Source organism: Curtobacterium sp. MCPF17_051 (assembly GCF_003234595.1).
GTDB classification, from domain to species: domain Bacteria; phylum Actinomycetota; class Actinomycetes; order Actinomycetales; family Microbacteriaceae; genus Curtobacterium; species Curtobacterium flaccumfaciens.
This window is the reverse complement of record NZ_QKSE01000030.1, coordinates 1-24703: the sequence shown is the minus strand read 5'-3', so window position 1 is coordinate 24703 and position 24703 is coordinate 1. Positions and strand designations below refer to the sequence as shown.

Here is a 24703-nt window from a genome sequence, read left to right as displayed (position 1 = left end):
TTCTCCCACCGGCCCCCGCCCGTGCAGCGCGTACTCCCCCACCATCCGCTCCTTGTAGACCGCCGGGTTGTGCGACGCCACCACCCGGGCGTTCCGCCAGTGCCGGTCCAGCGCACGCGTCCGCTCGGCCGCGGACGCCCCGCCGACCTCGAACAGCTCGGACGCCGACCGCAGCACCCGCGGCCCGATCTCGACCTGCGCCTGGTACACGGCGTTCTCGGCAGCGTCGAGCACCACGCGGTCGACGCCGACCCCGGGCTCGTTCGTGGCGACGACCCCGTCGAGCAGTCCCGCGGCGGTGACGACGAGTGACCGGGCGGTGAACGCCCCGGCCGACAGTCGCCCGAGCACCGCCAGCACCTGCGGGTCCTCCCCCGGCACGGCCGCGTTGGCGTGGATGTAGGTGCGGGTCCGTGGTCGCACGAAGGCCACGGCGTCGTCGGACACCGCCTGCCCGATCCCGGCGAGGACCGCCAGCAGGTACAGCTGGTAGAAGGCCTGGATGTGCGACAGCGGGGCGTCCCGGTACGCCGACACCACCGAAGGGTCGACCGACACCCCGTCGAACACGGTGGTGCCGGACGCGGTCAACCGCTGCCCGAACCCGTCCCAGTCGTCGATGCTCCTGACGCCCGGTGGGGAGGCGTCGACGGCGAACGTCACGCGCTCCCCGTCGCGGTCCGCCGCCAGGTAGATCCAGTCCGCGTAGAGCGTGCCGGTCGAGTAGAACTTCCGCCCGTCGAGGCGGAGGGAATCACCAGCAGGCGTCACCGTCGTCGAGATGTCAGCCAGGTCGTCCCGGTCCGCTCCGAGGTCGCGTTCCCGACGATCGCGCCGCCGACGATCCGGTCGAGCCACTCGTCGCGTGACGCGGAGTGCGGCCGCAGCAGCACCAGTTCGGTGTACCCGAAGTGTCCGCGCCACAGGTGCGCGATGTTCGAGTCCGCCGCCGCCAGGTCCGCCACCAGGTGCGCGAGTTCGACCAGCGTCACCCCGAAGCCGCCGCGGTCCTCCGGCACGCGCAGCCGCCCGAACCCCGCGTCGGCGAGCGCCCGGACCTCGGCGTGCGGCAGCGGCCGGTCGCCGGGCCTCCCGGACGCGAGCTCACGCTCGACCGCGCCGTCGCGGATGGTGGCGAACACGGGCGCGAAGCGTTCGCGCAGGGTCGCCAGACGGTCGGCCGGGAGGCCCGTCACGGCTCCGTCGGTCGTCGTCGCCGGCGTCACGCGGGCACCTCCACCGCACGGGTCGCGTCGTCCGGGACGGTCGCCGGCGCGGTGGCGCCAGAGCCCCCCGAGAACGCCCCGCGCCACCGCCTGGCCGGGTGCGATCCCGGCAGCTGTGCGTGGCCGAAGAGCTTCTCGCGCAGGGTCCCCTCGCGGTACTCGGACTGCATCAGCCCGCGCTCCTGCAGGGTCGGCGCGATGTGGTCGACGAACTCCTCGTAGGAGCCGGGCAGCGTCCAGTTGATGACGTTGACGCCGTCGACGCCCACGCGCTGCCAGCCGGCGAGCTCGTCGGCGATCTGCTCCGGCGTCCCGACGACCCGGGCGCGGAGCTTCGCTGACAGGCGAGCCAGGTCGGCGATCGTCGGTTCGCGGTCCCCGGCGGCCTCGCGGAGCCACTGCAGGTGCGACTGCCCGGCGTGGGTGCGGACCTCGGAGAGCGGGGTGTCCGGGTCGAGGGGCTCGCCGGTGTCCGGGTCGAAGCCGAGGTTCGAGTGCACCAGGAACCCGTCGGCGGCCAGGTACTCGTCGATCTCCGCTTCCTTGGCCTTCGCCTCGGCCTCGGTGGAGCCGGTGACGAAGGTGAGGCCGAGGAAGAACGCGATGTCGTCCCGCTGCCGGCCGGCGGCCTCGGCCAGGTCACGGGTCTCGCGGATGAGCTGCTCGGTGGCGTCCCGGTTCGAGGTCAGGATGAACTGCGCCTCGGCGTTCCGGGCCGCGAAGGCCCGGCCGGCGGGGGACGACCCCGCCTGGAACAGCACCGGGGTCCGCTGCGGCGACGGTGCCGACAGGTGCGGGCCCTGCACGTCGTAGCGGGTGCCGTGGTGGTCGATGCGGTGCACCTTGTCGGGGTCGGCGTAGCCGCGGACGGGGTCCTTCAGCACGGCGCCGTCCTCCCACGAGCCCTCCCAGAGCTTCGCGCAGACCTCGAGGTACTCCTCGGCCCAGACGTAGCGCTCGTCGTGCTCCTCGAGCCGGTCGGCCCCGAAGTTCCGGGCGGCGCTGTCGAGGGCGCTCGTGACGACGTTCCAGCCGATGCGGCCCCGGGTGATGTGGTCGAGCGTGGAGACCTTGCGGGCGAAGTCGAACGGGTGCGCCTGGATGACGCTCGAGGTGAACGCGAGCCCGAGGTGCTCGGTCGACACGGCGAGCGCGGACAGCAGCACGGAGGGGTCGTTCGAGGGGATCTGCAGCCCCTCGCGCAGGTTGGTCGAGTAGTCGCCGCGACCGGGGCCGTAGGTACCGACGACGTCGGCGAAGAACATCGCGTCGAACTTGCCGCGCTCGAGGGTCCTCGCCAGGTCGGTCCACAGCGTCACGTCGTCGAAGTCCACCTGCCGGGCGTCGGGGTGCCGCCACAGGCCGTGCTGGATGTGCGAGGTCGTGTTCATGACGAAGGCCGCGAAGCGCAGCGGGCGGTTCGGTGCATCGCTCATGCGTCCCATCGTGGTCGGCGGGCACCATCCGACGACAGCGACGTGACCTCCCGTTACGCGCGGTGTTCCCCGCGGCCCTGGACGCGACCATGCTCCTGAGGCATGCCGAGCCAGACCACCGTCACCGCGCCTCCAGGCCGTCCCGCCGCACCGTCGACCACCGCGACCCGTCGTCGGGTCGCCCTCGCGTCGTTCGTCGGGACGACCGTCGAGTACTACGACTTCTACCTCTACGCGACGGCCTCGGCGCTGGTGTTCGCACCGACGTTCTTCCCGTCCGTGACGCCGGCCGTCGGGGTCATCGCGTCGTTCGCGACCTACGGCGTCGGGTTCGTGGCGCGGCCGCTCGGCGGCGTGATCGCCGGCCACCTGGGCGACCGGATCGGGCGGAAGAAGCTGCTCGTCGCCTCGCTGGTGCTGATGGGCATCGCGTCCACGCTGATCGGGGTGATCCCGTCCGCCGCGACCATCGGGGTCGGTGCCGTCGTGGCGCTCGTGTTCCTGCGGTTGCTGCAGGGCGTCGCGGCCGGTGCCGAGTGGGGTGGCTCGGCGCTGCTGTCCGTCGAGCACGCGCCGGAGCGGCACCGGGGGCTGTTCGGGGCGTTCACGCAGATGGGGTCGGCCGGTGGGATGCTCCTGGCGACCGGGGTCTTCACGCTCGTGCGGTCGCTGCTCGGCACCGAGGCGTTCCTGGCCTGGGGCTGGCGGCTGCCGTTCCTGTTCTCGGCGGTGATCGTGGCGGTCGGGCTCGTCATCCGACTCGGCGTGCAGGACGCCCCGGTGTTCCAGGAGCTGCGCGCCTCGGGTGGGGTCGAACGGTTCCCGGTGTGGCAGGCGATCCGGCAGCACCCGCGGTCGATCCTGGTGACGGCGGGCCTGCGCCTCGTGCAGCCGGCGCTGTACTCGATCCTGACGACGTACTCGCTGACCTACCTCGGCAACGTGCGCGGACCGGAGGGCTCGGACGCCGGGCTGCAGGCCGTGCTCGTGATCTCGGCGGTGTCGCTCGTGTCGACGCCGTTCTGGGGGTGGCTGTCGGACCGGGTCGGGCGGCGGGTGCTGACGATCTGGTCGGCGGTGGGCATCGCGGTGCTCATCTGGCCGTTCTTCGCGTTCCTCGACGCCGGGCCGCTCGTGCTGCTGCCGCTCGTGGCGCTGATCGGGATGTGCGTGTTCCACGACAGCATCTACGGGCCGCAGGCGGCGTGGTTCGCCGAGCAGTTCCCGACCGGGCGGCGGTACTCGGGGATGTCGCTCGGGTACCAGATCGGGTCGATCTTCTCGGTGGGGCTGACACCGCTGCTGGCCGCGGTGTTCGTGCAGCTCGGGGGCGGGTCGCCGTGGATCCTGTGCGGGTACCTCGGGGTGTACGCGGTGCTGACGATCGTGGCGGCGGTGTTCGCGGTGGATCCGCGGGCGGTGGCGCGGCGGGAGGCGCGGACGGGCGCGGGCGCGGGCGCGGGCGCGGGCGCGGGGGGCTGACGTTTCGCGCTGAGCGACAGTTCTCGCCTTCCGGAGGCCGTGAGGTGTCGCTGAGCGCGAATCCTCGGGGCGCGGCGAGCCGCGCGCGGGCCCACGCGCGCTACGTCCGCAGGACCACGTCGGCCAGGGCGGCCGGGTCCTCGGCGGCGATGAAGGCCTGCTCCTGCGCGGCCCAGCGGTCCCACTCGCGCGCGAAGACCTCGCCGTCGCGTCCGATCGCCCGGTCCCACCGCACGGCATCGTCGGCCTCGAGCCACACCCGCAGCGACGCCAGCGGCGCCGACGCGCGGGACAACGCACCGCACCCCTCGACCACGATCGGCAGGTCGGGGTCCACCGACGCCCAGTCGACGGGCGCATCGGCCACCCAGTCCCAGCGTCGGTACCCGCTCGGCGCTCCGAGGACGTCGGTCACCACGGCATCGGCAGCCGCACGCAGGCCGTCCCACCCCGGGTACAGGTCGTCCAGGTGCACGAGCTGCGCGCCGAGCTGCTCCGCGACCTGTGCTCCGAGGGTGGTCTTGCCCGTGCCGGACCGGCCGTCGATGAGCACGACGGCGCGCCGGCCCGTGGCAGCGGCGACACCGGCGGCAGCAGCGGCGAGGCCGGGGGCGAGGTCACCGGCGGTCGTGCCCGTCGCGCGCTCGCCGCCCGTCGTGCCGTCTGCAGGCGTCGGGTCAGGCACGCCACGTCCCGACGCTCACCGCAACGGCGATCGACACCACGCCGATGCCGATCAGCACCGCCACCATCGCCCACTCCGGCCCGGCGAACCGTGCGACCCGCGCCCAGGTCCGCCGTCCGGGAGCACCGAACCCCCGTGACTCCATCGCCACCGCCAACGTCGTCGCCCGGCGCAGCGCGAGCACGAGCAGCGCGAACGCCATGGTCGCTCCGCGGCGGAGCCGTCCGGAGTCGGCGAGTCCTCGGGCGCGCCGGGCCATCGCCAGCTGTCGCCAGTCGTCGACGAGCAAGGTCATCATGCGGACGGCGGCGAGCGCCCCGAGCACGAACCGCGCGGGCAGCCGGAGCACCTGCGCGAGCCCGTCGGCGAGGTCGGTCGGGTCGACCCGTACGAAGAGCGCGATGGCGGGCACTCCCACCGCGAGGACCCGGAGCGCCGTCGCCAGGGCGAGTGTCAGCGACCCGTCGGTGACGTGCGCGAACCCGAGGTCGAACCACTCCCGACCCGAGGGCCTGCCGTACAGCGCGATGCTCACCGCCGTCAGCGGCACCGCGACGAGCACCGGTGCGAGTCGGAGCAGCAGGGTCCGCAGCGGCAGGCGCAGGAGCGGCAGGAGCGCGAGTTCGAGCGCCAGGGCGATGGCGGCGGAGACGACGTCGAGACTGAGCACCAGGCAGACGCCGAGGGCGAGCACACCGATCAGCGACGCGACCGGCTGGACGCCGGGGATGCCGGTCGCTCGTGCCGGCAGCGGTCGTCGCGCCGGGTCCGGCCGGTCGGTTCCGTCCGCCACGTCCGCCGCGTCCGCCGCGTCCGCCGCGTCCGCCGCGTCCGTCCCATCGTCCGTGTCGGTCCGGTCTGGAGGCCCGGGGCGGCTCCCGGCTGTCGGTCCCGTCTCCGGGACGGTCGCGACCGACGGCCCCTGGTCGCGCCCGACGGTCCGGGCGCCGTCAGGCCCGAGCACGACCTCGTCGGCGTCGAGTGCCCGGACGAGATCGCGGTCGTGGGTGACCGCCACCACCGAGGTGCCGGCGTCAGCCAGGGCCCCGAGCCGCCCGACGACGGCCTGCCACGTGGCTCGGTCCTGCCCGGAGGTCGGTTCGTCGAGCACGACGACCGGCGGCCGGGCGGCGATGACCGAGGCGATCGCGAGTCGTCGTTGTTCGCCCCCGGACAGGGTGAAGGGGTTGGCGTCGGCCAGGTGTGCCAGCCCGAACTCGTCGAGCAGCGCGGTGGCTCGTTCGGCGACGTCAGGCGCGTCGAGTGCTCGGGGGCCGGCCTCGATCTCCTCGCGGACGGAGCGGGCGACGAACTGGTGCTCGGGGTCCTGGAACACCGTGCCGATCCGGGCGGCGAGTTCGCGGCTCGTCCAGGTGTGCGGCGCTGCGCCGAGGCCGTCGGCGAGGGTGTCGGTGGCGTCGAGCTCGCCGGCGGCCGGTGCCAGCAGGCCCGCGAGGGTCAGCCCGAGCGTCGACTTGCCGACGCCGTTCGGTCCGGTGACCGCGAGGACCTGTCCGGCCCGGAGCACGAGGTCGATACCGTTCCCGACCGATTGCTTTGCCCGTGCCGTGCCGAGTCCCCGGGCTTCGAGCAGCACCGCCGCCGCCGCCTCGCCGCGCTCTCCCTCGCCGAGCGGGCGGAATGCCGCGGTCGCCGCGCCGGACCGCCCGGGCATTTCGCCCGCTCGTCCGCGCGACGTCATCTCACGCGCTCCGTCGCCCGGCTCCCCCGCGCCCGGCTCCCCCTCGCCGAGCGGGCGGAATGCCGCGATCGCGCCGCCCGACGCCCCGGGCATTTCGCCCGCTCGTCCGCGCGCACGCCGCAGCTGCCGGGCGGAACCACGCGCCGGCTCGGCACCGGGAACCCAGACCCCGGCCGCGGTGAGCGCCTCGCCGTGGTCCGCCAGCACCTGGGCCGGCGGACCGTCCGCGACCACGCCGCCGGCCGGTTCGAGCAGCACGAGCCGATCGACCAGGTCCAGCCAGGTGCCGATCCGGTGCTCCACCACGAGCAGCGTCGCCCCGGTCTCGTCGAGCAGTGCCCGGACGGCGTCGTGCACCTGCGCCACGCCGTCCGGGTCGAGGTTCGCGCAGGGTTCGTCGAGCACGAGCGCACCCGGCCGCATCGCGAGCACGCCCGCGAGCGCCAACCGCTGCCGCTGCCCACCGGACAGCTGCGCGGTGGAGCGGTCGAGCGGCAGGTCGAGGCCGACGACCGCGAGCGCCGCCCGCACCCGGTCCCAGATCTCGTCAGGGGGGACGCCGGCGTTCTCGCAGCCGAAGGCCACGTCGTCGCCGACGCGGGACATCACGGTGTGTGCCTCGGGGTCCTGCATGACGAGACCGACACGCCCGCGGACCGCGCGGGGGTCGGCCTCGTCGACCAGGAGTGTTCCCCGCACCGAAGCAGCCGTGTCATCGGTGGCGTCGGGTTCGTCCGGCAGCACGCCGGCGACCGCTCGCAGGAGCGTCGACTTGCCGGCACCGGACGACCCGACGACGGCGACCCGCTCCCCCGGCTCGACGGTCAGGTCGACGTCACTGACGGCCCAGGCGTCTCGCTCCGGGTACCGCCAGCCCCAGCCGCGGAACACGATGCGCGCCCCGCGGACGCCGGCACCTGCGCCGGCGTCGCCGCCGGCGGAAGGGGACGTCGCCGACGGAGCGGGCACGGTCACACCAGGGCGCGGGGTTCGCGGCGGCTGTGCTCGCGGCCGGCCGCGAAGGACGACAGCACCCCGGTGCGGGCGAGTGCCCGGACGATGAGCCAGGAGCCCGCCCCCGCGATCACGGCACCGGAGATCACCGCACAGATCACGTAGACGACCTTGAAGGCGACGTCGAGTCCCGGGTACCAGAGGACGGTGTCGTTGATGCCGAGCGCGAGTCCGGCCGCGGCACCGGCGAGCACGACGACCGGCAGGCGGTAGACGCGGTACAGGAACAGCGCGAGGACGATCTCGGCGCCGAGGCCCTGGACGAGTCCGGCCTCAAGCGTGAGCCACCCCCACTGGGTGCCGAACAACGCCTCGACCGAGGCGGCGACCATCTCGCCGTAGAGCGCGGCGCCGGGCTTGCGGACGACGATCGCGACGATCGGGCCGGCGAGCAGCCAGACCCCGCCGAACAGGGCCTTCGTGCCGGGGAGCACGAGGTCCATGACGGCGCTGATGGGTTCGTAGCCGAACTCCCAGAGCCGGAAGACGACTCCGAGGGCCACCGCGAGGACACTCGCGACGACGATGTCGACGACCCGCCAACGCAGCGATCGCCGTGGAGCGGTGGTGACGGTTGTGGACGTGCCTGAAGGCATGCTGCTGACTCCTCCCTGCGCCGGCATGATCCGGATCAGGTTCGACGGTCGGAGCGCCGATCGCTCCCTCTCAGCCCGGCGGTCCCGGACTCCCGTGTGTGTGCCAGCAGTCTAGACGCGGTCGCGACCGCGTGACGGACTGGAGGCCCGTGGCGGCGTCGCCACGGGCCTCCGGTTGCGTCAGGTGGTCACTTCTTGAGCGCGCGCACCAGCTTGCGGAGGACACGCCCGGCCACCCACACGAAGGGGATGCCGACGACGATCAGCGAGATCGGGTTCGGCTCGAACACGAGGTCCTTGCCCGGGCGACGGACGTACGCGCCGACGGGGGCCGACAGGCCGCCGCCACCGCCGCCACCGTTCTCGTCGTCCCCGCCGCCACCGAAGCCGAACCAGCTGACGGACACGGGGATGAGGGTCTGGTCACCGACCTCGACGGGTTCTCCGTAGTTCGTGGAGACCCCGAGCGGGCGGACCTGGTCTGCGATCTTCGAGACGATGTTGGCCATGCGCGCGACGCTACTCGTCCGTTCCTCCACAGGCCGCGGGGCGCAGTGGGCATCCACAGCTGGGGCTTGTCTGCGGACGCGGACGAGTGCCGCCGATATGTTGGCCGCACCCACACCTGGAGGACCGTTTGCACACCTGGCCCGGAAACCCGTACCCGCTCGGGGCGACCTACGACGGGAGCGGCACGAACTTCGCGCTGTTCTCCGAGGTCGCCGAGCGCGTCGAACTCTGTCTGTTCGATTCCGACGGCAACGAAGAATGCGTCCGCCTGCTCGAGGTGGACGCCTACGTCTGGCACGCGTACCTCCCCAACATCGGCCCCGGGCAGCAGTACGGCTTCCGGGTCCACGGCCCGTACGACCCCGAGAACGGCGCGCGCTGCAACCCGTCGAAGCTCCTGCTCGACCCGTACGCCAAGGCGACCAGCGGCGAGATCGACTGGGACCAGTCGCTCTTCTCGTACACGTTCGGCGACCCGGACTCGACCAACGACGAGGACTCCGCGTCGCACATGATGAAGGGCGTCGTGATCAACCCCTTCTTCGACTGGCAGGGGGACCGTCCGCCGCGCACGCCGTACGGCGAGACCGTCATCTACGAAGCGCACGTCAAGGGACTCACCGAGACCCACCCCGACGTGCCGGAAGAGCAGCGCGGCACCTACGCCGGCGTCGCCCACCCGGCGGTCATCGAGCACCTGCAGCGCCTCGGCGTCACCACGCTCGAGCTCATGCCGGTGCACCAGTTCGTGAACGACTCGACCCTGCAGGACAAGGGGCTGTCGAACTACTGGGGCTACAACACCATCGGTTTCTTCGCGCCGCACTCGGCGTACTCGTCGTCGGGCGACCAGGGCCAGCAGGTCCAGGAGTTCAAGACGATGGTGCGCGAGTTGCACCGCGCCGGCATCGAGGTCGTCCTCGACGTCGTCTACAACCACACCGCCGAGGGCAACCACCTCGGCCCGACGCTGTCGTTCCGCGGCATCGACAACGCGGCCTACTACCGCCTGGTCGACGACGACAAGAAGTTCTACATGGACTACACGGGCACGGGGAACTCGCTCAACGTCGGGCACCCGCACTCGCTGCAGCTCATCCTCGACTCGCTCCGCTACTGGGTGACCGAGATGCACGTCGACGGCTTCCGCTTCGACCTCGCCTCGGCACTGGCCCGCGAGTTCTACGAGGTCGACCGGCTGTCGGCCTTCTTCGAACTGGTGCAGCAGGACCCGATCGTGTCGCAGGTCAAGCTCATCGCCGAGCCGTGGGACGTCGGCCCCGGTGGCTACCAGGTCGGCAACTTCCCGCCCCAGTGGTCCGAGTGGAACGGCAAGTACCGCGACACCGTCCGTGACTTCTGGCGCGGCGAGTCGTCGACGCTCGGCGAGTTCGCCTCGCGGATCTCCGGCTCGGCCGACCTGTACGAGCACGACGGCCGCACGCCCAAGGCGAGCATCAACTTCATCACCGCGCACGACGGCTTCACCCTGTACGACCTGGTGGCCTACAACGAGAAGCACAACGAGGCCAACGGCGAGGACAACAACGACGGCGAGAGCCACAACCGGTCGTGGAACTCCGGGGCCGAGGGCCCGACCGACGACGAGGCGGTGAACGCCCTGCGGCTGCAGCGTCGCCGGAACTTCCTGGCGACCCTGCTCCTGAGCCAGGGTGTGCCGATGATCGCGCACGGCGACGAGCTCGGCCGGTCGCAGGCCGGCAACAACAACGTCTACGCGCAGGACTCCGAGCTCAGCTGGATCGACTGGGACAGTGCGGACGAGGACCTCATCCAGTTCACCGCCGACGTGGTGAAGCTGCGGCACGACCACCCCACGTTCCGCCGGACCCGGTACTTCAACGGCCGTCCGGTCCGACGTGGCGAGGGCGAGCCGCTGCCCGACGTGGTGTGGCTGACCCCCTCGGGCGACGCCATGGACCCCGAGGACTGGGACTCCGGCTTCGGCAAGAGCGTCGGCATGTACCTGAACGGCGAGGGCATCCGAGGTCGCGACGCCCGCGGTGAGCGCATCACCGACGTCGGCTTCATCACGTACTTCAACGCCCACGACGACGTCGTGACCTTCACGCTCCCACCCGAGGAGTACTCCCCCGGCTGGACCGTCCGGATCGACACCGCCGACCCCGGCGCCCGCGACGAGGTGCTCGACGCGGGTACCCCCCTCGACGTCCCCGCCCGGTCGATGATCGTGCTGCGTGCCGAGCCCGACCACGAGGTCACGAGCACCCCGGTCGACGCCGAGCAGGACGGCGCCCCCGGACCAGACGCCCCGCAGGACACCGTCACCCCGGCCAACCCGGCCGGGTCCACCGCACCGAGCGGAGCCACCCGATGACCGCCGGAACGCCCGGCGCCGCGAACCGCGTCCCCGCGTCGACCTACCGGCTGCAGGTCTCGGCCGACTTCGACCTCGACGCCGCCCGCGACCTGGTCGACTACGTGCACGACCTCGGCGCCGACTGGCTGTACCTGTCGCCGGTGCTGCAGGCCGAGTCCGGGTCGAACCACGGCTACGACGTGGTCGACCACACGCGGGTCGACACCGACCGCGGTGGCGACCAGGCGATGCGGGCGTTGGCCGAGGCCGCGCACGCCGTCGGCCTCGGGGTCATCGTCGACGTGGTGCCGAACCACGTCGGCGTCGCGACCCCCGAGTCGAACCCGTGGTGGTGGTCCCTGCTCGAACTCGGGCAGGGCTCCCCCGTGGCCTGGGCCTTCGACGTGGACTGGGAAGCCGGCGACGGCAAGGTCCGCGTCCCCGTGCTCGACGACCGGCTGCTCGACGCGGTCACGCTCGACACGTCCGACGCCGAGCGTCCGGTGCTGCGCGTCGGCGAGACCGCCTACCCCACCGCCCCCGGAACGGTGCACGACGGCGACACCGTCGAGACCGTGCACGCCCGCCAGCACTACGCGTTCGTGCACTGGAAGCGCGCCGACCACGACCTGAACTACCGCCGGTTCTTCGCCGTGAACACCCTCGCGGCGATCCGCGTCGAGGAGCCCGAGGTCTTCGCGGCCTCGCACGGGGTCATCGGCGGCTGGTTCCGCGACGGACTCGTCGACGGCCTGCGCATCGACCACCCGGACGGGCTGTACGACCCGGCGGGCTACCTGCAGGACCTGGCGGAGCTGACCGGCGGGGCCTACACCCTCGTCGAGAAGATCCTCGAGCCCGGCGAGCAGCTGCCGAGTTCGTGGCCGGTCGACGGCACCACCGGGTACGACGCCCTCGGGGTGCTCGACCGCGTGTTCGTCGACCCCGCGGGTGAGCAGGCGCTGACCGCGGCGTCGGGGGCCGAACCGACCGACTGGCAGCAGCTCACGCACGACACCCGACGGGGCATCGCGGACGGCATCCTCGGCAGCGAGGTCGAGCGGCTCGCACGCCTGCTCGCACCGAGCGCCGTGACGGAGACGATCACGCACGAGCGGATCGTCGACGCGGTCGCCGAGATCGTGGCCTCGTTCGACGTGTACCGCACGTACCTGCCCGAGGGCGCCCACCACCTCATCACGGCGCTCGAGCGCGCCGCCGAGGCCCGCCCGGACCTCGACGACGTCATCGACCGGATCGCACCGGCACTCGTCGACCCGACGAACGCCGCGGCGGTCCGACTGCAGCAGACCAGCGGCATGGTGATGGCGAAGGGCGTCGAGGACACGGCGTTCTACCGCACCTCGCGCCTGTCGTCCCTGAGCGAGGTCGGCGGCGACCCGAGCGTCTTCGCGGTCTCGGTGGCGGACTTCCACCAGGCCCAGCGCGAACGGCTCGGCAGCTGGCCGCACACCATGACGACGCTCACCACGCACGACACGAAGCGCAGCGAGGACACCCGCGCGCGCATCGCGGTGCTGGCCGAGCTCGGCGACGAGTGGGCCGCCACGCTCGAGCGCCTGCAGTCGCTCGTGCCGTTGCAGGACCGCGTGTTCGCCGACCTGCTCTGGCAGGCGATCGTCGGCGCTCGGCCCGCGAGCCGCGAGCGTCTGCACGCGTACGCCGAGAAGGCCTCCCGCGAAGCCGGAGACAGCACCACGTGGACCGAGCCCGACGAGGCGTTCGAGCAGCAGATGCACGCGATCGTCGACGCCGCGTTCGACAACCCGGACGTGGTCGCCGTGCTCGACGCCCTCGACGAGCAGATCGACGCCGCCGGGTGGTCGAACGGTCTTGCCCAGAAGCTCGTCCAGCTCACCGCCCCGGGCGTCCCCGACGTCTACCAGGGCACCGAGTTCTGGGACCGCTCGCTCGTCGACCCCGACAACCGTCGTCCGGTCGACTACGCCGAGCGGCGTCACGTGCTCGCCGAGCTCGACGGCCCGGACGACGACGGCCCCGAGGACCTGCCGTCGATCGGCATCGACGGTGCCGCGAAGCTCCTGGTCACGACCCGCGCACTGCGCATCCGTCGGGACCACCCGGAGCTGTTCACCCGGTACCTGGAGCTCGAGGCCACCGGCAGCGCGGCCGACCACGTCATCGCGTTCGACCGCGGCGGTGCCGTGACGATCGCGACGCGTCTGCCGATCGGTCTCGGCCGGGTCGGCGGTTGGGGCGACACGCTGGTGCACGCCGTCCCCGTCGAGCGCATCGACCTGCTCACCGGCCGACGCGTCCCCGCCGACCGCGGGATCGCGTTGGCCGACCTGCTCACCACCTACCCGGTCGCGCTGCTCGTGCCCGCCGACGCAGTCGGTGCAGCCGGCCACGCCGACGCGGTGCCCGCCGTGTCCGACGCGAGCGGCGCCTCCCGGCCCGCCGCCGACCGCACGACGGACGCCACCGAGAACGACGCGCAGGCCGAGATCGACATCCTGGAGGGTCACGCATGACCGCACCTGACCGTTACGCCGTCTGGGCGCCCGAGCCGGACCGGGTCCGGCTCGTCGTCGACGACGTCGAGTACCCGCTCACCAAGGGCGACGACGACTGGTGGTCCACCGACGCCGTGATGCCGGTCGTCGGCGCCCGGTACGGGTTCCGCATCGGCGACGACGACGCGGTCCGACCGGACCCGCGCAGCCGGTACCAGCCCGAGGGCGTGCACGGCCCGTCCGAGGTCGTCGACCCCGCACGGTTCGCGTGGACCGACGAGTCGTGGACCGGACGCCCGGCCCGCGGCGCCGTCATCTACGAGATGCACATCGGCACCTACACACCCGAGGGCACGCTCGACGCCGCTGCCCAGAAGCTGGACCACCTGGTCGAGCTCGGGGTCGAGTTCGTCGAGCTGCTCCCCGTCAACGCCGTCAACGGCGAGTGGAACTGGGGCTACGACGGGGTCGGCTGGTTCTCCGTGCACGCCCCGTACGGCGGCCCGGACGCCTACGACCGGTTCGTCGACACCGCACATGCGCTGGGGCTCGGGGTCATCCAGGACGTCGTCTACAACCACCTCGGCCCGAGCGGCAACTACCTGCCGCTCTACGGCCCGTACCTGCTGGCCGGGCTCGGCAACACCTGGGGTGACTCGGTGAACGTCGAGCACCCCGAGGTCCGCCGGTACGTGCTCGACAACGTGCGCATGTGGTTCCGCGACCATCACGTCGACGGGCTCCGGCTCGACGCCGTGCACGCGATCCGCGACACCACCCGCCCGCACGTGTTGGCATCGATGGCCGACGAGACCGACGCCTACTCGTCGTTCATCGGTCGTCCGCTGTCGCTCATCGCGGAGTCCGACCTCAACGACCCGGTGATGTTCCGGCCGCGCGAGGCCGCCGGGTACGGCCTCGCGGGGCAGTGGTCGGACGACTTCCACCACGCCGTGCACGTGGCGCTCACCGGTGAGACGAACGGCTACTACGCCGACTTCGCTCCGCTGTCGGCGCTGGCGAAGGTGCTCGAGGACGGTTTCTTCCACGACGGCACGTGGTCGTCGTTCCGCGGCAAGCGGCACGGTCGGCCGATCGACCGCGGGACCTCCCCCGCGACGGCCCTGGTCGTCGCGAACCAGAACCACGACCAGATCGGCAACCGCGCCGCCGGCGACCGGCTCGCCGCGACGCTCGACGACGAGGGGCTCGTGATCGCCGCGGCCCTGACACTGCTCGGGCCGTTCACGCCGATGCTGTTCATGGGCGAGGAGTTCGCGGCCTCGACGCCGTGGCAGTTCTTCACCTCGCACCCGGAACCCGAGCTCGGCAAGGCGACCGCCGAGGGGCGCATCGCCGAGTTCGCCGAGCACGGGTGGGACGAGTCAGCGGTGCCAGATCCGCAGGACCCGACGACGTTCACCAACTCCAAGCTCGACTGGGCCGACGTCAGCTCGGAGCGCGGTGCGGCGATCCTGCGTGCCTACCGGGTGCTCATCGCCCTGCGGCGCACCGACCAGGCGTTCGTCGACCACCGCTACGAGGCGAACGCCGTCCGCTTCAGCGAGGACCGTCGTTGGCTGGTGCTCACCCGCGGGCTGCTCGGCCCCGACGTGGCGCCGGTGCACGTCGTGGTGAACCTCGCCGACGACGCAGCCGAGGTCCCGGTCCCCGACGCCGTGGGCGAGGAGCTCTACGGCTTCGGCGCGACCGAGGTGGATGCCGGCGTCGTCCGGTTCCGCGGCCGCGGCGTGGTCGTGCTGCGCTAGCCACCCGCGAGCTGCGCTAGCCACCCGCGTGCTGCGCGAGCCGCAGTTCCGCACGCACGAACGGCGACGAACCCACCTGGTCCGTCGCCGTTCGTGCGTTCGTGTGTCCGCGGCCTCAGGCGGCGTGGTCGGAGACCGCGTGCGCGTTCTTCCGCACGGAGGGCAGCTTGCGGTGGTCCTTCACGAGCGAACGGGTCTCGCGGATGCGGCGGTCGATGCCCCACTTCGTCACGAGCGCCAGGCTCTCGCGGACGATGTTGCCGCTCATCTTCGAGACACCGAACTCCCGCTCGGTGAAGGTGATCGGCGTCTCCACGACCCGCAGACCCGCCTCGAGGGAGCGCCAGCACAGGTCCACCTGGAAGCAGTACCCCTTCGACGCCACACCGGCGAGGTCGATCCGCTCGAACGCCCGCGAGGTGAAGACCCGGAAGCCGCCGGTGGCGTCGCGCACCGCGATGCCCAGGGCGAGACGCGTGTACAGGTTGCCGCCGCGGGAGAGCAGGAGCCGGTACCAGGGCCAGTTCTCGACCTTGCCGCCCTTGATCCACCGGGAGCCGAGCACCAGGTCGTGCGAGTCCGCGAGCTCGAGCATCCAGGGCAGGTACTCGGGGTGGTGGGAGCCGTCGGCGTCCATCTCGACGAGCTTGGCGTAGCCGTGTTCCAGACCCCACGCGAACCCGGACAGGTACGCGCCGCCCAGGCCGTCCTTGACGGTGCGGTGCATGACGTGCACCCGGTCGGTCTCGCGGGCGATGGCGTCCGCGATGTCGCCGGTGCCGTCGGGCGAGTTGTCGTCGACGACGAGCACGTGCACGGAGTCGTCGGTCGCGGCCAACGTGCGCTCGACGATCGGCCGGACGTTCTCGGCTTCGTCGTAGGTCGGGATGATGACCAGGGTCTCGCTCATGGTGCTCCTCGTGCTCTCGGTCGAATGTATCGCTGGCTTGGTGGGTCAATCCGACGAGAGGTCTGCGAACACGATCAGATTGTCCGTGTAGTGCCCGGTGGCGGTGTCGAACGTGCCGTCGCAGGTGATGAGTCGGAGTTGCGGGGTGGGGGTGGGGCCGTAGACGTCGCTCGTCGGGAACGCCGACTTGGCGGCGCGTTCGGCACGGTCGACGATGAAGGTGCGGGTACTGCCGTCGGACATCCGGACGTGGACCTCGTCGCCGGCGACCAGTTCGTCGAGCCGGAAGAACACCGCGGCGCTCGTGGGGCTGTCGACGTGACCGGCGATGACGGCGGGGCCGACCTCGCCGGGGACGATCCCGTCGCTGAACCAGCCCGCGCTGTCCCAGTCGACGGGCGGGTCGAGTTCTCCGGCGGCGCCGCGGTGCAGGTCCTCGAGCGAGGACCGCACGCCGATGGCCGGGATCGACACGCTGACCGGGGTGGCCGTCGAGCGGGCCTCGGGCGCGGCCGGGTCCTGGAACCCGTCGGTGCCGGAACCCGAGGACGACGAAGAGGACGACGAGGAGGACGACGGGGACGCGGACGAGGACGACGCGGCGCGCTCCTCCGCTCCGCCGCCCACCGTCGACGCGACCGCCACCCCGGCCACGCCCCCGACCACCACGACGGCGGCGGCGACCACGGCACCGATCACCACGCCTCGGCTCCGGACAGCCGAGACGCGCCCGGCGCTCCGACGGCCGCTCACGAGCCGCCTCCCACGTCGCTGGCACAGCCTCCGAGCACGTCGGAGGTCAGCATGGTCGAACCGATGGCCAACCAGGCGTCCCCGTAGTAGGTCGGAGCGGTCGCCGCAGTCCGGTCGGCCCGCTCGAGGTCGTCGGCAGCCGCACGGGAGGAACCGGCGGCCTGCTCGGCCGCGGCCCGCGCGGTGTAGGCCAGCGCGTTCGTGTCCCGTGTCACCGGGGTGCCACCGAGGTCGAGCTGCGAGGCGAGCCGCGTCGTCCGTCCGAGCGTGGGTGCGAGCGCCGCCGCGAGCTCCCGGTCGGGCGCCGAACACGCCTCGGCGTACCGGAGCGGCGTCCGCATCGCGTCGTACCCGTAGAGCACGCGCCCGTCCCCACCGACGGCCGGCATCGGGTCCACCGATCCGTCGGCGTGCACCTGGGACCAGTCGCTGGGCAGGTGGGAGGCGTCGAGCACGGCGGCCGTCACGGCGCGCGAACCCCGGTTCAGCGCGTTCCAGCGGTCGTCCCCGGTGGCGTCCGCCAGCACCGAGAAGGCCGCGGGCGAGGCGTACGAGGCGTTGTACCGGTAGGGCTCCTGATCCGCCCACGGTCCGGGCAGCAGGATCGTACCGAGGTCGGTCCGGGCCGTCTCGTCCTCGAGGATCGCCGCCGCGATGCGCTTGCCCGCGGCGGTGTACCGGTCGTCGTCCCAGGCCTTCCCCGCGAGCACGAGGGCCCGGGCGGCGTCGAGGTCGGCATCGCTCGCGGACTGCTCGTCGGCGACGCCCTCGTCGGACGTCCACCGCCACGCCAGCAGGTCGTCGTCGGTGAGCAGGTGGTCCTTCGTCCACTGCCAGATCGCGTCGAAGCGCGCACGGTCGTCGTTCGCGTAGGCGATGAGCAAGCCGTACGCCTGCCCCTCGCTGACGGTGTCACCGCCCTGGTCGGTGCGGACGACGCGACCGCCCTCGACGTAGCGGTCCAGGAACGCCGACCGCAGCTGCTGCGGCGAGCGCGCCGCGTCGGGTGCGGTGGTCGAGGTCGGGGTCGCCGTGCCGCGAGCGGCGGTCATGGTGCTCGACGACCAGGGGCGGACCGCGACGACCGCGACCACGATGGCGACGATGACGGCCGCCGCGGCGGCGACCGGTATCCAGGTCCTGCGGGTCATGCTGGCCTGCCTCTCCGGGGATGGTGGGGTGGGGTCGAAGGGGAGGCGCGGACCACGTGGGCCGTTCAGCGCCCGTGATCCGCGCCTCCAGTCCGGGGCGTCAGCGGAACAGCGAGCGGAGCATCGCGACGACCGCGTGGACCGCCTCGGTCACCGGCCGGTCAGCGGCTGCGCCGCCACCGCCGGTCTGCACACCGCCGGACGGGGTTGCGGCGGTCGCCGCGGCGTCCGTCACGGGCACGACCGTCAGGTTGCCCTCGCTGTCGTCGAGGACGAACAGGGTCGAGACCGTGTTGCCGGCGAGGTCGACCTCGGCGGTACCACGCTGTCCGCTGCCGGAGACGTCGAGCGACCACTTGCCGGCGTCGACCGTTGCGTACTCGGTGGCGGTGCCGAAGGTGGCGTCCTCGGCGATCGCGATGCCGTCGGAGGTCTGCACGTCGACGCGCTTCGCGGTGGTGGCGGCCTGCACGAGCCGGAGCTTCGCCTTGCCGTCGCCCGGCTGCTGCAGATCGTCGGTGAACGCGGTCGTCTTCAGCCCGTCGTTCTTGCCGTAGGCGACGACGGTGCTGGCGTCGCCCTCCTGCACGGTGACGTCGGTGGAGATGACCGGGGTGGAACCCGGCGCGTCGGCGGCGCGCATCGACAGGACGTAGGTGCCGACCGGCAGCTTCTCGTACGGGCTGACCTGGCCGTAGGTGACGTCGTCGAGTTCGAAGACGGTCTTGCCCCCCGCGAGGCTGGACAGTTCGACGTCGACGCCCTTCGTGTCCGGCGACAGGTGTCCGACGCGGAGCCAGCCCTGCTCGGTCGTCGCGGCGGAGGCGTTCTGCGGGGCTGCGAGGCCGACCGTCGCGGCGACGAGTGTGGCGGCGAGCGCTCCGACGACGACGGTGCGGCGGCGGTTCGTGGTGCGTGCGGTCATGATGGTGCTCCTTCGGGTCGAGGTGCGGTTGGCGGTGCGGTCGTCGTGTCGAGGGGTGGTTCGTGGGGTTGTCGTCCAGGCCGCCGGGCGAGCGGGCGAGCGGGCGGAATGCCCGGGTCAGCGCCGGAGCCCTCCGGGCATTTCGCCCGCTCGTGCAGCGGGTGTTCCGCCCCGACGCGTTCGCGGTGAACGGTTCCGCGGCCGAGCGGGCGAGCGGGCGGAATGCCCGGGTCAGCGCCGGAGCCCTCCGGGCATTTCGCCCGCTCGCGGAACGCCCGCTCGCGGGACGTCAGCGCGGCCAGCGCCCGCTCGGCCAGCGCCCGCTCGGCCAGCGCGGCCGAGCGATCGGGGGTCACGAGGCGCTCGTCGCGGTCGTCGTCGGGTCTGCCGGGGCGTACGTCACCGTGAGCCGTGCTCCCTCGCGCTCGACCGAGTCCGGCCGGAACGCCTGGGACATGGCGTCGAAGGTCTGAGCGACCCGGGCTGTCGAGGCGTCGTCACTCGTGTGCAGGACGACGGTGCGGAACGGCTGGCCGGTCTCCCCGGTGCGCGGGGTGAACCGGTTGACCCGCACGTCCTGGTCGGCGAGCACCTGTCCGAGCGCGATCATCGCCCGCGAGTCGACCTGTCCGGCGCGGAACTGCGACTTCGTGCCCTCGTCCGCACGCAGAGCCGGGTTCGAGGCGAGCTCGGTCCCCAGGGTCTTCCGTACGTCGGTGGCCCGGGTGATCGCGGTCTCGGCGGCACTGGCTCCCTCGGCGTGGATCCGGCGGACCTCGACCTGCTGGTCACCGGTGCCGAAGGTCGCGACGGCCGTGGAGTTCTCGATCGCCTGCCGCACGTCGGTGGACGAGTTGCCGCCGGTGCGCATGGAGTCCGTCGTGATGACGTAGTCCGAGTCCTTCCAGCCGTTCGGGGACTGCCGTTCCACCGCTCCGTCGGTGTCGAGCTTGTAGTACCAGACGACGTTGTTCCGGGCGAAGCCGTCGTCCACGAGGTCGACCCACATGGCGTCGTCGACCAGCAGACGCGAGGACTTCGGCACGTTGTCGCCCACCCACTGCTCGGCCTGCTGCATGGGCAGGTCGAGGTTGCCGAGCAGGAACCCCCGCAGCTGCGTCCCCCACAGCGGCACCGCGACGACGAGCGCAGCAGCCGTCACGACGGCCCAGGTGATGCCGAGGCCGCGCCGTGCCCTCGGGCCGAACCGGCCCCGGATGTGGACCCGACCGGCGATCGTCAGGACGGCACGCTCGACGGTGTACGCGACGAGGAGCGCTGCGAACGGGATGAGCATGATGACGTAGGGCACCGGCAGGTACCCGTTCGGCCGGAACATCACCGCGAGCAGGAACACGAGCATCGCGGCGATCGGTCGGACCCGGCGCAGGAACAGCCCCACGACGGCCGCGGCCGAGCCGAGCACGATGAACACCGGGTCGAGCGCCCACCACTGCGCGGCGGCCTCGTTCGCCAGGCTGCCCCCGTCGAACACTGATCCGGAAGCGGTCCGCGACCCGAGCTGGTAGGTGACGCCTTCCCACAGGCTGACTCGCCCGTTGCCCGGCACGAGTTCACCCTTCACCGCGGCGAGCAGCAGGTACCCGCCGCCGATCAGCACGAGCACGGCCCCGGCGACGCTGAGCGTGTACCGGCGGGTGCTCGTGTCGGCGCGACGTACGGCCATCCAGATCAGGAACGGCAGCGCGAGCAGGTAGGTCTCCTTGGACAGCACGGCGATGCCGAGGCACGCAGCGGCGCCGGCGAACCCGGCGAGCTGCTGGCGACGGCTCAGCACGAGGACGAACGCGGCCAGCAGCCACGGCGTCGCGACGTTGTCGATGTACACCGTGCGGTGGTACTGCAGCGCGAGCGGTGACAGCGCGAAGACGAGTCCGGCCGCGGCTGCCGTGATCCGTCCGGCGCCGAGACGTCGGGCCAGGACGAACAGCAGGATGCTCGAGACGGCGGAGAAGAACACCATGGCCTCGCGCCCGGCCTCCACCGCGAAGGGGTACCGCGCGAACGCCCCGGTCAACCCGGTGTACCCGGCGATCTGGATCCATCCGAGCGGCGGGTGGTCGTACCAGTACGTGTAGTGGGTGAGCTCACCGAGGTTCGTGATCGCCCACGCCTGTGCGGCGTAGGTCCCCTCGTCGTCGATGCGCTGCGGTGTGCCCGACATGTTCCAGGCCTGGATGAGCACGGTCACCGCGACGACGGGCAGCAACCACGTCAGGCTGGCTGCGTGCCGGCGGAACCACGCCCCGACACCGGCCCGGTGTGCGGTGGTGCCACCACGGATCGGGATGCCCGTGGTGTCGGTGATGCTGGCGGTCATCGGGTGCCTCCCGTGGTGGTGCCGGCGAACTCACGGTCGGACGACGCTGCGCCCGATCCGGCGCCCGCGGATGACGCTGCGCCCGATCCGGCACCCGCGGACGACGCTGCGCCCGATCCGGCGCCCGCGGACGACGCTGCGCCCGATCCGTCCAGGTCCGAGGCGAAGCCGACCACCTGTCCGCTGCGGTGCTGGCCGGTGTGCTCGGTCTTCTCCCACCCGTTCTGGCCCTTGGCGTGCCGGACGACTGCCCGGACCGCCGCGGCGGCGAGGAACACCTGGTAGGGCACCAGGCCGAGCACGAGCCGCACGTAGTCGCGGAGCCGGACCTTCTCGCCGTACAGACGGCCGAACTCGTTCAGCCCGACGATCTCCACGGCGAGCAGCATGAGCGTCGGTGCCACCGGCACGAACGACACGAGGGCGATCGCCGTCGGCACCTTGACGAACAGGATCATCAGGACGCTCAGCGGGATGAGCAGCCCGGTGGCCGCCTGGATGAACGGCATCGTGAGCATGTAGCGGGCGAAGAACCGCTGCCGGAACGACGGCAGCTTCTTCCACTCCCCCTTGCCCAGCACCTGCAGGAAGCCCTGGTTCCACCGCGTGCGCTGCTTGAGCAGCGACGCGAAGGTCGGCGGGGTCTCCTCGCGGGTGACGGCCTCGGGGCTGTAGGCGACGACGACCTTCGCCCCGTCGGCGGAGAGTCGCACGCCGAGTTCGCAGTCCTCGGCGAGGCAGTGCGCGTCCCAGCCGTTCGACCACTCCAGGCGGGAGCGCGTCACGAAGACGGTGTTGCCCCCGAGCGGGATGAACTTGGACCCGGCGTGGAAGTGCAGGCGCGAGCGGAACCAGAAGTAGTACTCCAGGACGTTCCGGAGCGACCACCAGCTCGACTTGAAGTTCATCAGCTGGACGCCGCCCTGCACCACGTCGGCGTCGGTCTCCTGGAACCGCGAGTCGACGAGGGAGAGCAGCCGCGGGTAGACCTCGTCCTCGGCGTCGAACACCCCGACGATGTCGCCCGTCGCGTGCTGGAGCGCCAGGTTCATCGCCTTCGGCTTGTTCTTCGGCAGGGTGTCGTCCACCACGACCTTGATCAGGGAGGGGTGCCGAGCTGCCGCAGCACGCACGACGGCGTCGGTCTCCGGGTCGTCCTCCCCGACGATCGCGATGATCTCGAAGTCGGGGTGGTCCTGGGTCGCGAGCATGTCGAGCGTCTGCCCCATCACGTCCTGCTCGTGCCGACCGGGCACCAGGAGCGTGAACCGGTGCGCCGCCGGTCGCGGGGTCTGGCTGAAGCTGGTGGACTTCAGCGCGTCCCGGGAGCGCCAGGCGTGCAGCATCCACCAGAGGGTGGTCAACGCGATGATCGTGAGCAGCACGGACAGGGCGATGAGGGTCGAGTAGCCGAGCCACTCGCCCAGCGACCAGGCGGCCTGTGGGAGCTGCCCCGAGCCTCCCGTCGGCACGTCCGTGGTCCCGCGGTTCGGGACGTCCCCCGTCGTCCCGCTGTCGTCGTCGGGTCGGAGCAGCGGCCCTGCGGCCGTCAGCAACACGGCTGAGATGGTCATTCGGGGAACCCCTTCGGACGTGTGTCGGTGGACCGGAAGACGAGGGCCTTGTACGCGGCGAACCGGAACGCGGTGCCGAGGACGAGGCCGACGCCGTTGCCGGCGACGTTGTCGGCGAGGGTGGACGTGAAGCCGAGGACGTAGTGCGAGACGAACAGGCAGGCGGCGGCGATGCCGAGGCCGACGAGGTTCGTGGCAGCGAAGAGCAACCCCTCGCGGACGGTCTCGCGGCGGCCGGTCTGGCGCTGGGCACGGAAGGTGATGAAGCGGTTGCCGATCCACGCGACCGAGGTCGCAACGACGGCCGACACGATCTTCGCGGCGATGGGACCGTCCGGCATGACGGTGGCGCGGAGCAGGTTGTAGGCGCCCAGGTCGATGACGAAGCAGACGGCACCGATGGTGCCGAACGACGCGAGTTGCCTCGCGGTGGCGAGCAGGCGCGGGATCGTGCCGGGGCGCACGATCCGCACCGCACCGGTGTCGGGTGACACCAGAACGGGGGTATCAGTTCGGGTCATGCCCCCGATTCGGGGGGCTTCCCCGGGTGGTTTGGGTGGGGTACGCGCTTTGCCAGGCGCCTGCCAGAGGCGCGACACATGCCGTTCATGTTGACCATCCGTCAGCTGCGGTGGGCAGAGGCGCGCGGACGACGGACGGGAGGCCCGGTGCCAGCTGGCACCGGGCCTCCCGTCCGTCGGTCGGTTGCGTCTACGCGGGGCGCGACGACGGGGACACGTTCTTGGACGCGTCCCGTTCCGGGATGTCGCCGAGTGCCTCGTCGATCGCCGCGAGGGCGTCCGCATCGAGCTTCACGCCGGCGGCCTTGACGTTGTCGGTGACCTGCTGCGGACGCGAGGCGCCGACGATCGCCGAGGCGACGTTCTCGTTCTGCAGGGTCCACGCGATGGCGAGCTGCGCCAGCGTGAGGCCGGCCTGGTCGGCGACGGGCTGCAGGCGCTGCACGGCCTCGAGGACCTCGTCGCGCATGAACCGCTTGATCATGTCCGCGCCGCCCTTCTCGTCCGTGGCACGCGAACCCTCGGGCAGGGGCTGACCCGGCTTGTACTTGCCGGTCAGGACGCCCTGCGCGATGGGCGACCAGACGATCTGCGACAGGCCGAGCTGCTTCGAAGCGGGGACGACCTCGCCCTCGATGACCCGCCACAGCATCGAGTACTGCGGCTGGTTCGAGATGAGCTGGAAGCCGAGCTCCTTGGCCAGCGCGGCACCGGCACGGATCTGCTCGGCCGACCACTCGCTGACGCCGATGTAGAGCGCCTTGCCCTGGCGGACGACGTCGGCGAAGGCCTGCATCGTCTCTTCGAGGGGGGTCTCGTAGTCGTAGCGGTGTGCCTGGTAGAGGTCGACGTAGTCGGTCTGCAGTCGCTCGAGCGAGCCGTCGATCGACTCCATGATGTGCTTGCGGCTGAGACCGACGTCGTTGTGCCCCTTCGGGCCGGTCGGCCAGTAGACCTTCGTGAAGACCTCGAGGGACTGGCGCCGCTCGCCCTTGAGCGCCTCACCGAGGACGGTCTCGGCGGCGGTGTTGGCGTACGTGTCCGCGGTGTCGAACGTCGTGATGCCGGCGTCGAGCGCTGCCCGCACGCACTGGGTGGCGACGTCGTTCTCGACCTGCGAGCCGTGCGTCAGCCAGTTGCCGTAGGTGATCTCGGAGATCTTGAGTCCGGAGTTGCCCAGGTACCTGAATTCCATGGTCCCGACGCTACTGGAGTGAGCGCGCACGTGAGGGGTCCCGCGAGTGCCTGTCGGGGTGGGGGTGCGTGGGG

General features: G+C 72.0%; 18 protein-coding genes, 1 pseudogene and 1 riboswitch. Of the genes and pseudogenes, 4 read left to right on the top strand and 15 right to left on the bottom strand.

What is annotated here, in order from left to right:
• The 3 genes and pseudogenes from DEJ35_RS17635 to DEJ35_RS16760 all read right to left on the bottom strand — a co-directional run.
• Positions 1-771 (bottom strand): annotated as a pseudogene (locus tag DEJ35_RS17635) (acyl-CoA dehydrogenase); the annotation flags it as partial.
• Positions 768-1196, bottom strand: coding sequence for an acyl-CoA dehydrogenase family protein (locus DEJ35_RS17630; protein ID WP_258378519.1), 429 nt, complete (start codon positions 1194-1196; stop codon positions 768-770). The pseudogene DEJ35_RS17635 and the gene DEJ35_RS17630, both read right to left, overlap by 4 nt.
• A gap of 26 nt (positions 1197-1222) precedes the next feature.
• Positions 1223-2662 carry an LLM class flavin-dependent oxidoreductase gene (locus DEJ35_RS16760; protein WP_111124442.1) on the bottom strand — a complete coding sequence of 480 codons (1440 nt, stop codon included), beginning with the start codon at positions 2660-2662 and terminating at the stop codon, positions 1223-1225.
• A gap of 102 nt (positions 2663-2764) precedes the next feature.
• Between DEJ35_RS16760 and DEJ35_RS16755 the strand changes: the two genes are divergently transcribed.
• Positions 2765-4144 carry an MFS transporter gene (locus tag DEJ35_RS16755; protein ID WP_111193203.1) on the top strand — a complete coding sequence of 460 codons (1380 nt, stop codon included), beginning with the start codon at positions 2765-2767 and terminating at the stop codon, positions 4142-4144.
• Positions 4145-4244: 100 nt separating this feature from the next.
• Here the strand turns inward: DEJ35_RS16755 and DEJ35_RS16750 are convergent, their stop codons facing one another.
• The 4 genes from DEJ35_RS16750 to DEJ35_RS16735 all read right to left on the bottom strand — a co-directional run bounded on the left by DEJ35_RS16750 (position 4245) and on the right by DEJ35_RS16735 (position 8650).
• Positions 4245-4829, bottom strand: a complete 585-nt coding sequence (locus DEJ35_RS16750) for an ATP-binding protein (protein WP_111193202.1) — start codon at positions 4827-4829, stop codon at positions 4245-4247.
• Positions 4822-7500 carry an ATP-binding cassette domain-containing protein gene (locus DEJ35_RS17675; RefSeq protein WP_146244827.1) on the bottom strand — a complete coding sequence of 893 codons (2679 nt, stop codon included), beginning with the start codon at positions 7498-7500 and terminating at the stop codon, positions 4822-4824. Before DEJ35_RS17675 ends, DEJ35_RS16750 begins: the two co-directional genes overlap by 8 nt.
• A 2-nt stretch (positions 7501-7502) precedes the next feature.
• Positions 7503-8141, bottom strand: coding sequence for an ECF transporter S component (locus tag DEJ35_RS16740; protein ID WP_027464637.1), 639 nt, complete (start codon positions 8139-8141; stop codon positions 7503-7505).
• Positions 8136-8247, bottom strand: a riboswitch (TPP riboswitch). Its footprint overlaps the gene before it by 6 nt.
• Before the next feature lie 82 nt (positions 8248-8329).
• Positions 8330-8650: a hypothetical protein gene (locus tag DEJ35_RS16735; protein WP_027464636.1), complete on the bottom strand. Its 321-nt coding sequence runs from the start codon at positions 8648-8650 to the stop codon at positions 8330-8332.
• A gap of 128 nt (positions 8651-8778) precedes the next feature.
• Here DEJ35_RS16735 and glgX point away from each other — a divergent pair, with 128 nt between their 5' ends.
• Genes glgX through treZ form a run of 3 tightly spaced genes read left to right on the top strand, consistent with a single transcriptional unit; the run spans position 8779 to position 15259 of the window.
• Positions 8779-11010 carry a glycogen debranching protein GlgX gene (glgX, locus tag DEJ35_RS16730; protein ID WP_111124424.1) on the top strand — a complete coding sequence of 744 codons (2232 nt, stop codon included), beginning with the start codon at positions 8779-8781 and terminating at the stop codon, positions 11008-11010.
• Positions 11007-13508, top strand: coding sequence for a malto-oligosyltrehalose synthase (treY, locus tag DEJ35_RS16725; RefSeq protein WP_111193200.1), 2502 nt, complete (start codon positions 11007-11009; stop codon positions 13506-13508). The genes glgX and treY overlap by 4 nt, the downstream gene beginning before the upstream one ends.
• Positions 13505-15259: a malto-oligosyltrehalose trehalohydrolase gene (gene treZ, locus DEJ35_RS16720; protein WP_110862885.1), complete on the top strand. Its 1755-nt coding sequence runs from the start codon at positions 13505-13507 to the stop codon at positions 15257-15259. Before treY ends, treZ begins: the two co-directional genes overlap by 4 nt.
• A gap of 115 nt (positions 15260-15374) precedes the next feature.
• Here treZ and DEJ35_RS16715 read toward each other — a convergent pair whose 3' ends face one another.
• The 8 genes from DEJ35_RS16715 to DEJ35_RS16680 all read right to left on the bottom strand — a co-directional run bounded on the left by DEJ35_RS16715 (position 15375) and on the right by DEJ35_RS16680 (position 24629).
• Positions 15375-16169, bottom strand: coding sequence for a polyprenol monophosphomannose synthase (locus DEJ35_RS16715; protein WP_110862886.1), 795 nt, complete (start codon positions 16167-16169; stop codon positions 15375-15377).
• Between the two features lie 45 nt (positions 16170-16214).
• Positions 16215-16871, bottom strand: a complete 657-nt coding sequence (locus DEJ35_RS16710) for a class F sortase (RefSeq protein ID WP_111193199.1) — start codon at positions 16869-16871, stop codon at positions 16215-16217.
• 47 nt (positions 16872-16918) lie between these two features.
• Positions 16919-18073: a glycosyl hydrolase family 8 gene (locus DEJ35_RS16705; protein WP_111193198.1), complete on the bottom strand. Its 1155-nt coding sequence runs from the start codon at positions 18071-18073 to the stop codon at positions 16919-16921.
• Between the two features lie 100 nt (positions 18074-18173).
• A complete protein-coding gene (locus DEJ35_RS16700) occupies positions 18174-18998 on the bottom strand; it encodes a DUF4397 domain-containing protein (protein ID WP_110862889.1) in 825 nt (274 codons plus the stop codon).
• Between the two features lie 352 nt (positions 18999-19350).
• Positions 19351-21339 (bottom strand): glycosyltransferase family 39 protein, encoded by a 1989-nt coding sequence (locus DEJ35_RS16695; protein ID WP_111193197.1) that lies wholly within the window; start codon positions 21337-21339, stop codon positions 19351-19353.
• Complete coding sequence (locus tag DEJ35_RS16690; RefSeq protein WP_111193196.1) at positions 21336-22913, bottom strand: glycosyltransferase; 1578 nt, start codon at positions 22911-22913, stop codon at positions 21336-21338. Before DEJ35_RS16690 ends, DEJ35_RS16695 begins: the two co-directional genes overlap by 4 nt.
• Positions 22910-23434: a GtrA family protein gene (locus DEJ35_RS16685; protein WP_111193195.1), complete on the bottom strand. Its 525-nt coding sequence runs from the start codon at positions 23432-23434 to the stop codon at positions 22910-22912. Before DEJ35_RS16685 ends, DEJ35_RS16690 begins: the two co-directional genes overlap by 4 nt.
• A 190-nt stretch (positions 23435-23624) precedes the next feature.
• Positions 23625-24629 carry an aldo/keto reductase family protein gene (locus DEJ35_RS16680; protein ID WP_071405490.1) on the bottom strand — a complete coding sequence of 335 codons (1005 nt, stop codon included), beginning with the start codon at positions 24627-24629 and terminating at the stop codon, positions 23625-23627.
• Positions 24630-24703 lie beyond the last annotated feature (74 nt).

What these genes read in the sequence shown, in the direction of transcription:
- DEJ35_RS16760 (WP_111124442.1), bottom strand. Translation starts at nt 2,662, where the DNA reads ATGAGCGATGCACCGAACCGCCCGCTGCGCTTCGCGGCCTTCGTCATG.
- DEJ35_RS16755 (WP_111193203.1), top strand. Translation starts at nt 2,765, where the DNA reads ATGCCGAGCCAGACCACCGTCACCGCGCCTCCAGGCCGTCCCGCCGCA.
- DEJ35_RS16740 (WP_027464637.1), bottom strand. Translation starts at nt 8,141, where the DNA reads ATGCCTTCAGGCACGTCCACAACCGTCACCACCGCTCCACGGCGATCG.
- DEJ35_RS16735 (WP_027464636.1), bottom strand. Translation starts at nt 8,650, where the DNA reads ATGGCCAACATCGTCTCGAAGATCGCAGACCAGGTCCGCCCGCTCGGG.
- treY (WP_111193200.1), top strand. Translation starts at nt 11,007, where the DNA reads ATGACCGCCGGAACGCCCGGCGCCGCGAACCGCGTCCCCGCGTCGACC.
- treZ (WP_110862885.1), top strand. Translation starts at nt 13,505, where the DNA reads ATGACCGCACCTGACCGTTACGCCGTCTGGGCGCCCGAGCCGGACCGG.
- DEJ35_RS16715 (WP_110862886.1), bottom strand. Translation starts at nt 16,169, where the DNA reads ATGAGCGAGACCCTGGTCATCATCCCGACCTACGACGAAGCCGAGAAC.
- DEJ35_RS16705 (WP_111193198.1), bottom strand. Translation starts at nt 18,073, where the DNA reads ATGACCCGCAGGACCTGGATACCGGTCGCCGCCGCGGCGGCCGTCATC.
- DEJ35_RS16700 (WP_110862889.1), bottom strand. Translation starts at nt 18,998, where the DNA reads ATGACCGCACGCACCACGAACCGCCGCCGCACCGTCGTCGTCGGAGCG.
- DEJ35_RS16695 (WP_111193197.1), bottom strand. Translation starts at nt 21,339, where the DNA reads ATGACCGCCAGCATCACCGACACCACGGGCATCCCGATCCGTGGTGGC.
- DEJ35_RS16690 (WP_111193196.1), bottom strand. Translation starts at nt 22,913, where the DNA reads ATGACCATCTCAGCCGTGTTGCTGACGGCCGCAGGGCCGCTGCTCCGA.
- DEJ35_RS16685 (WP_111193195.1), bottom strand. Translation starts at nt 23,434, where the DNA reads ATGACCCGAACTGATACCCCCGTTCTGGTGTCACCCGACACCGGTGCG.
- DEJ35_RS16680 (WP_071405490.1), bottom strand. Translation starts at nt 24,629, where the DNA reads ATGGAATTCAGGTACCTGGGCAACTCCGGACTCAAGATCTCCGAGATC.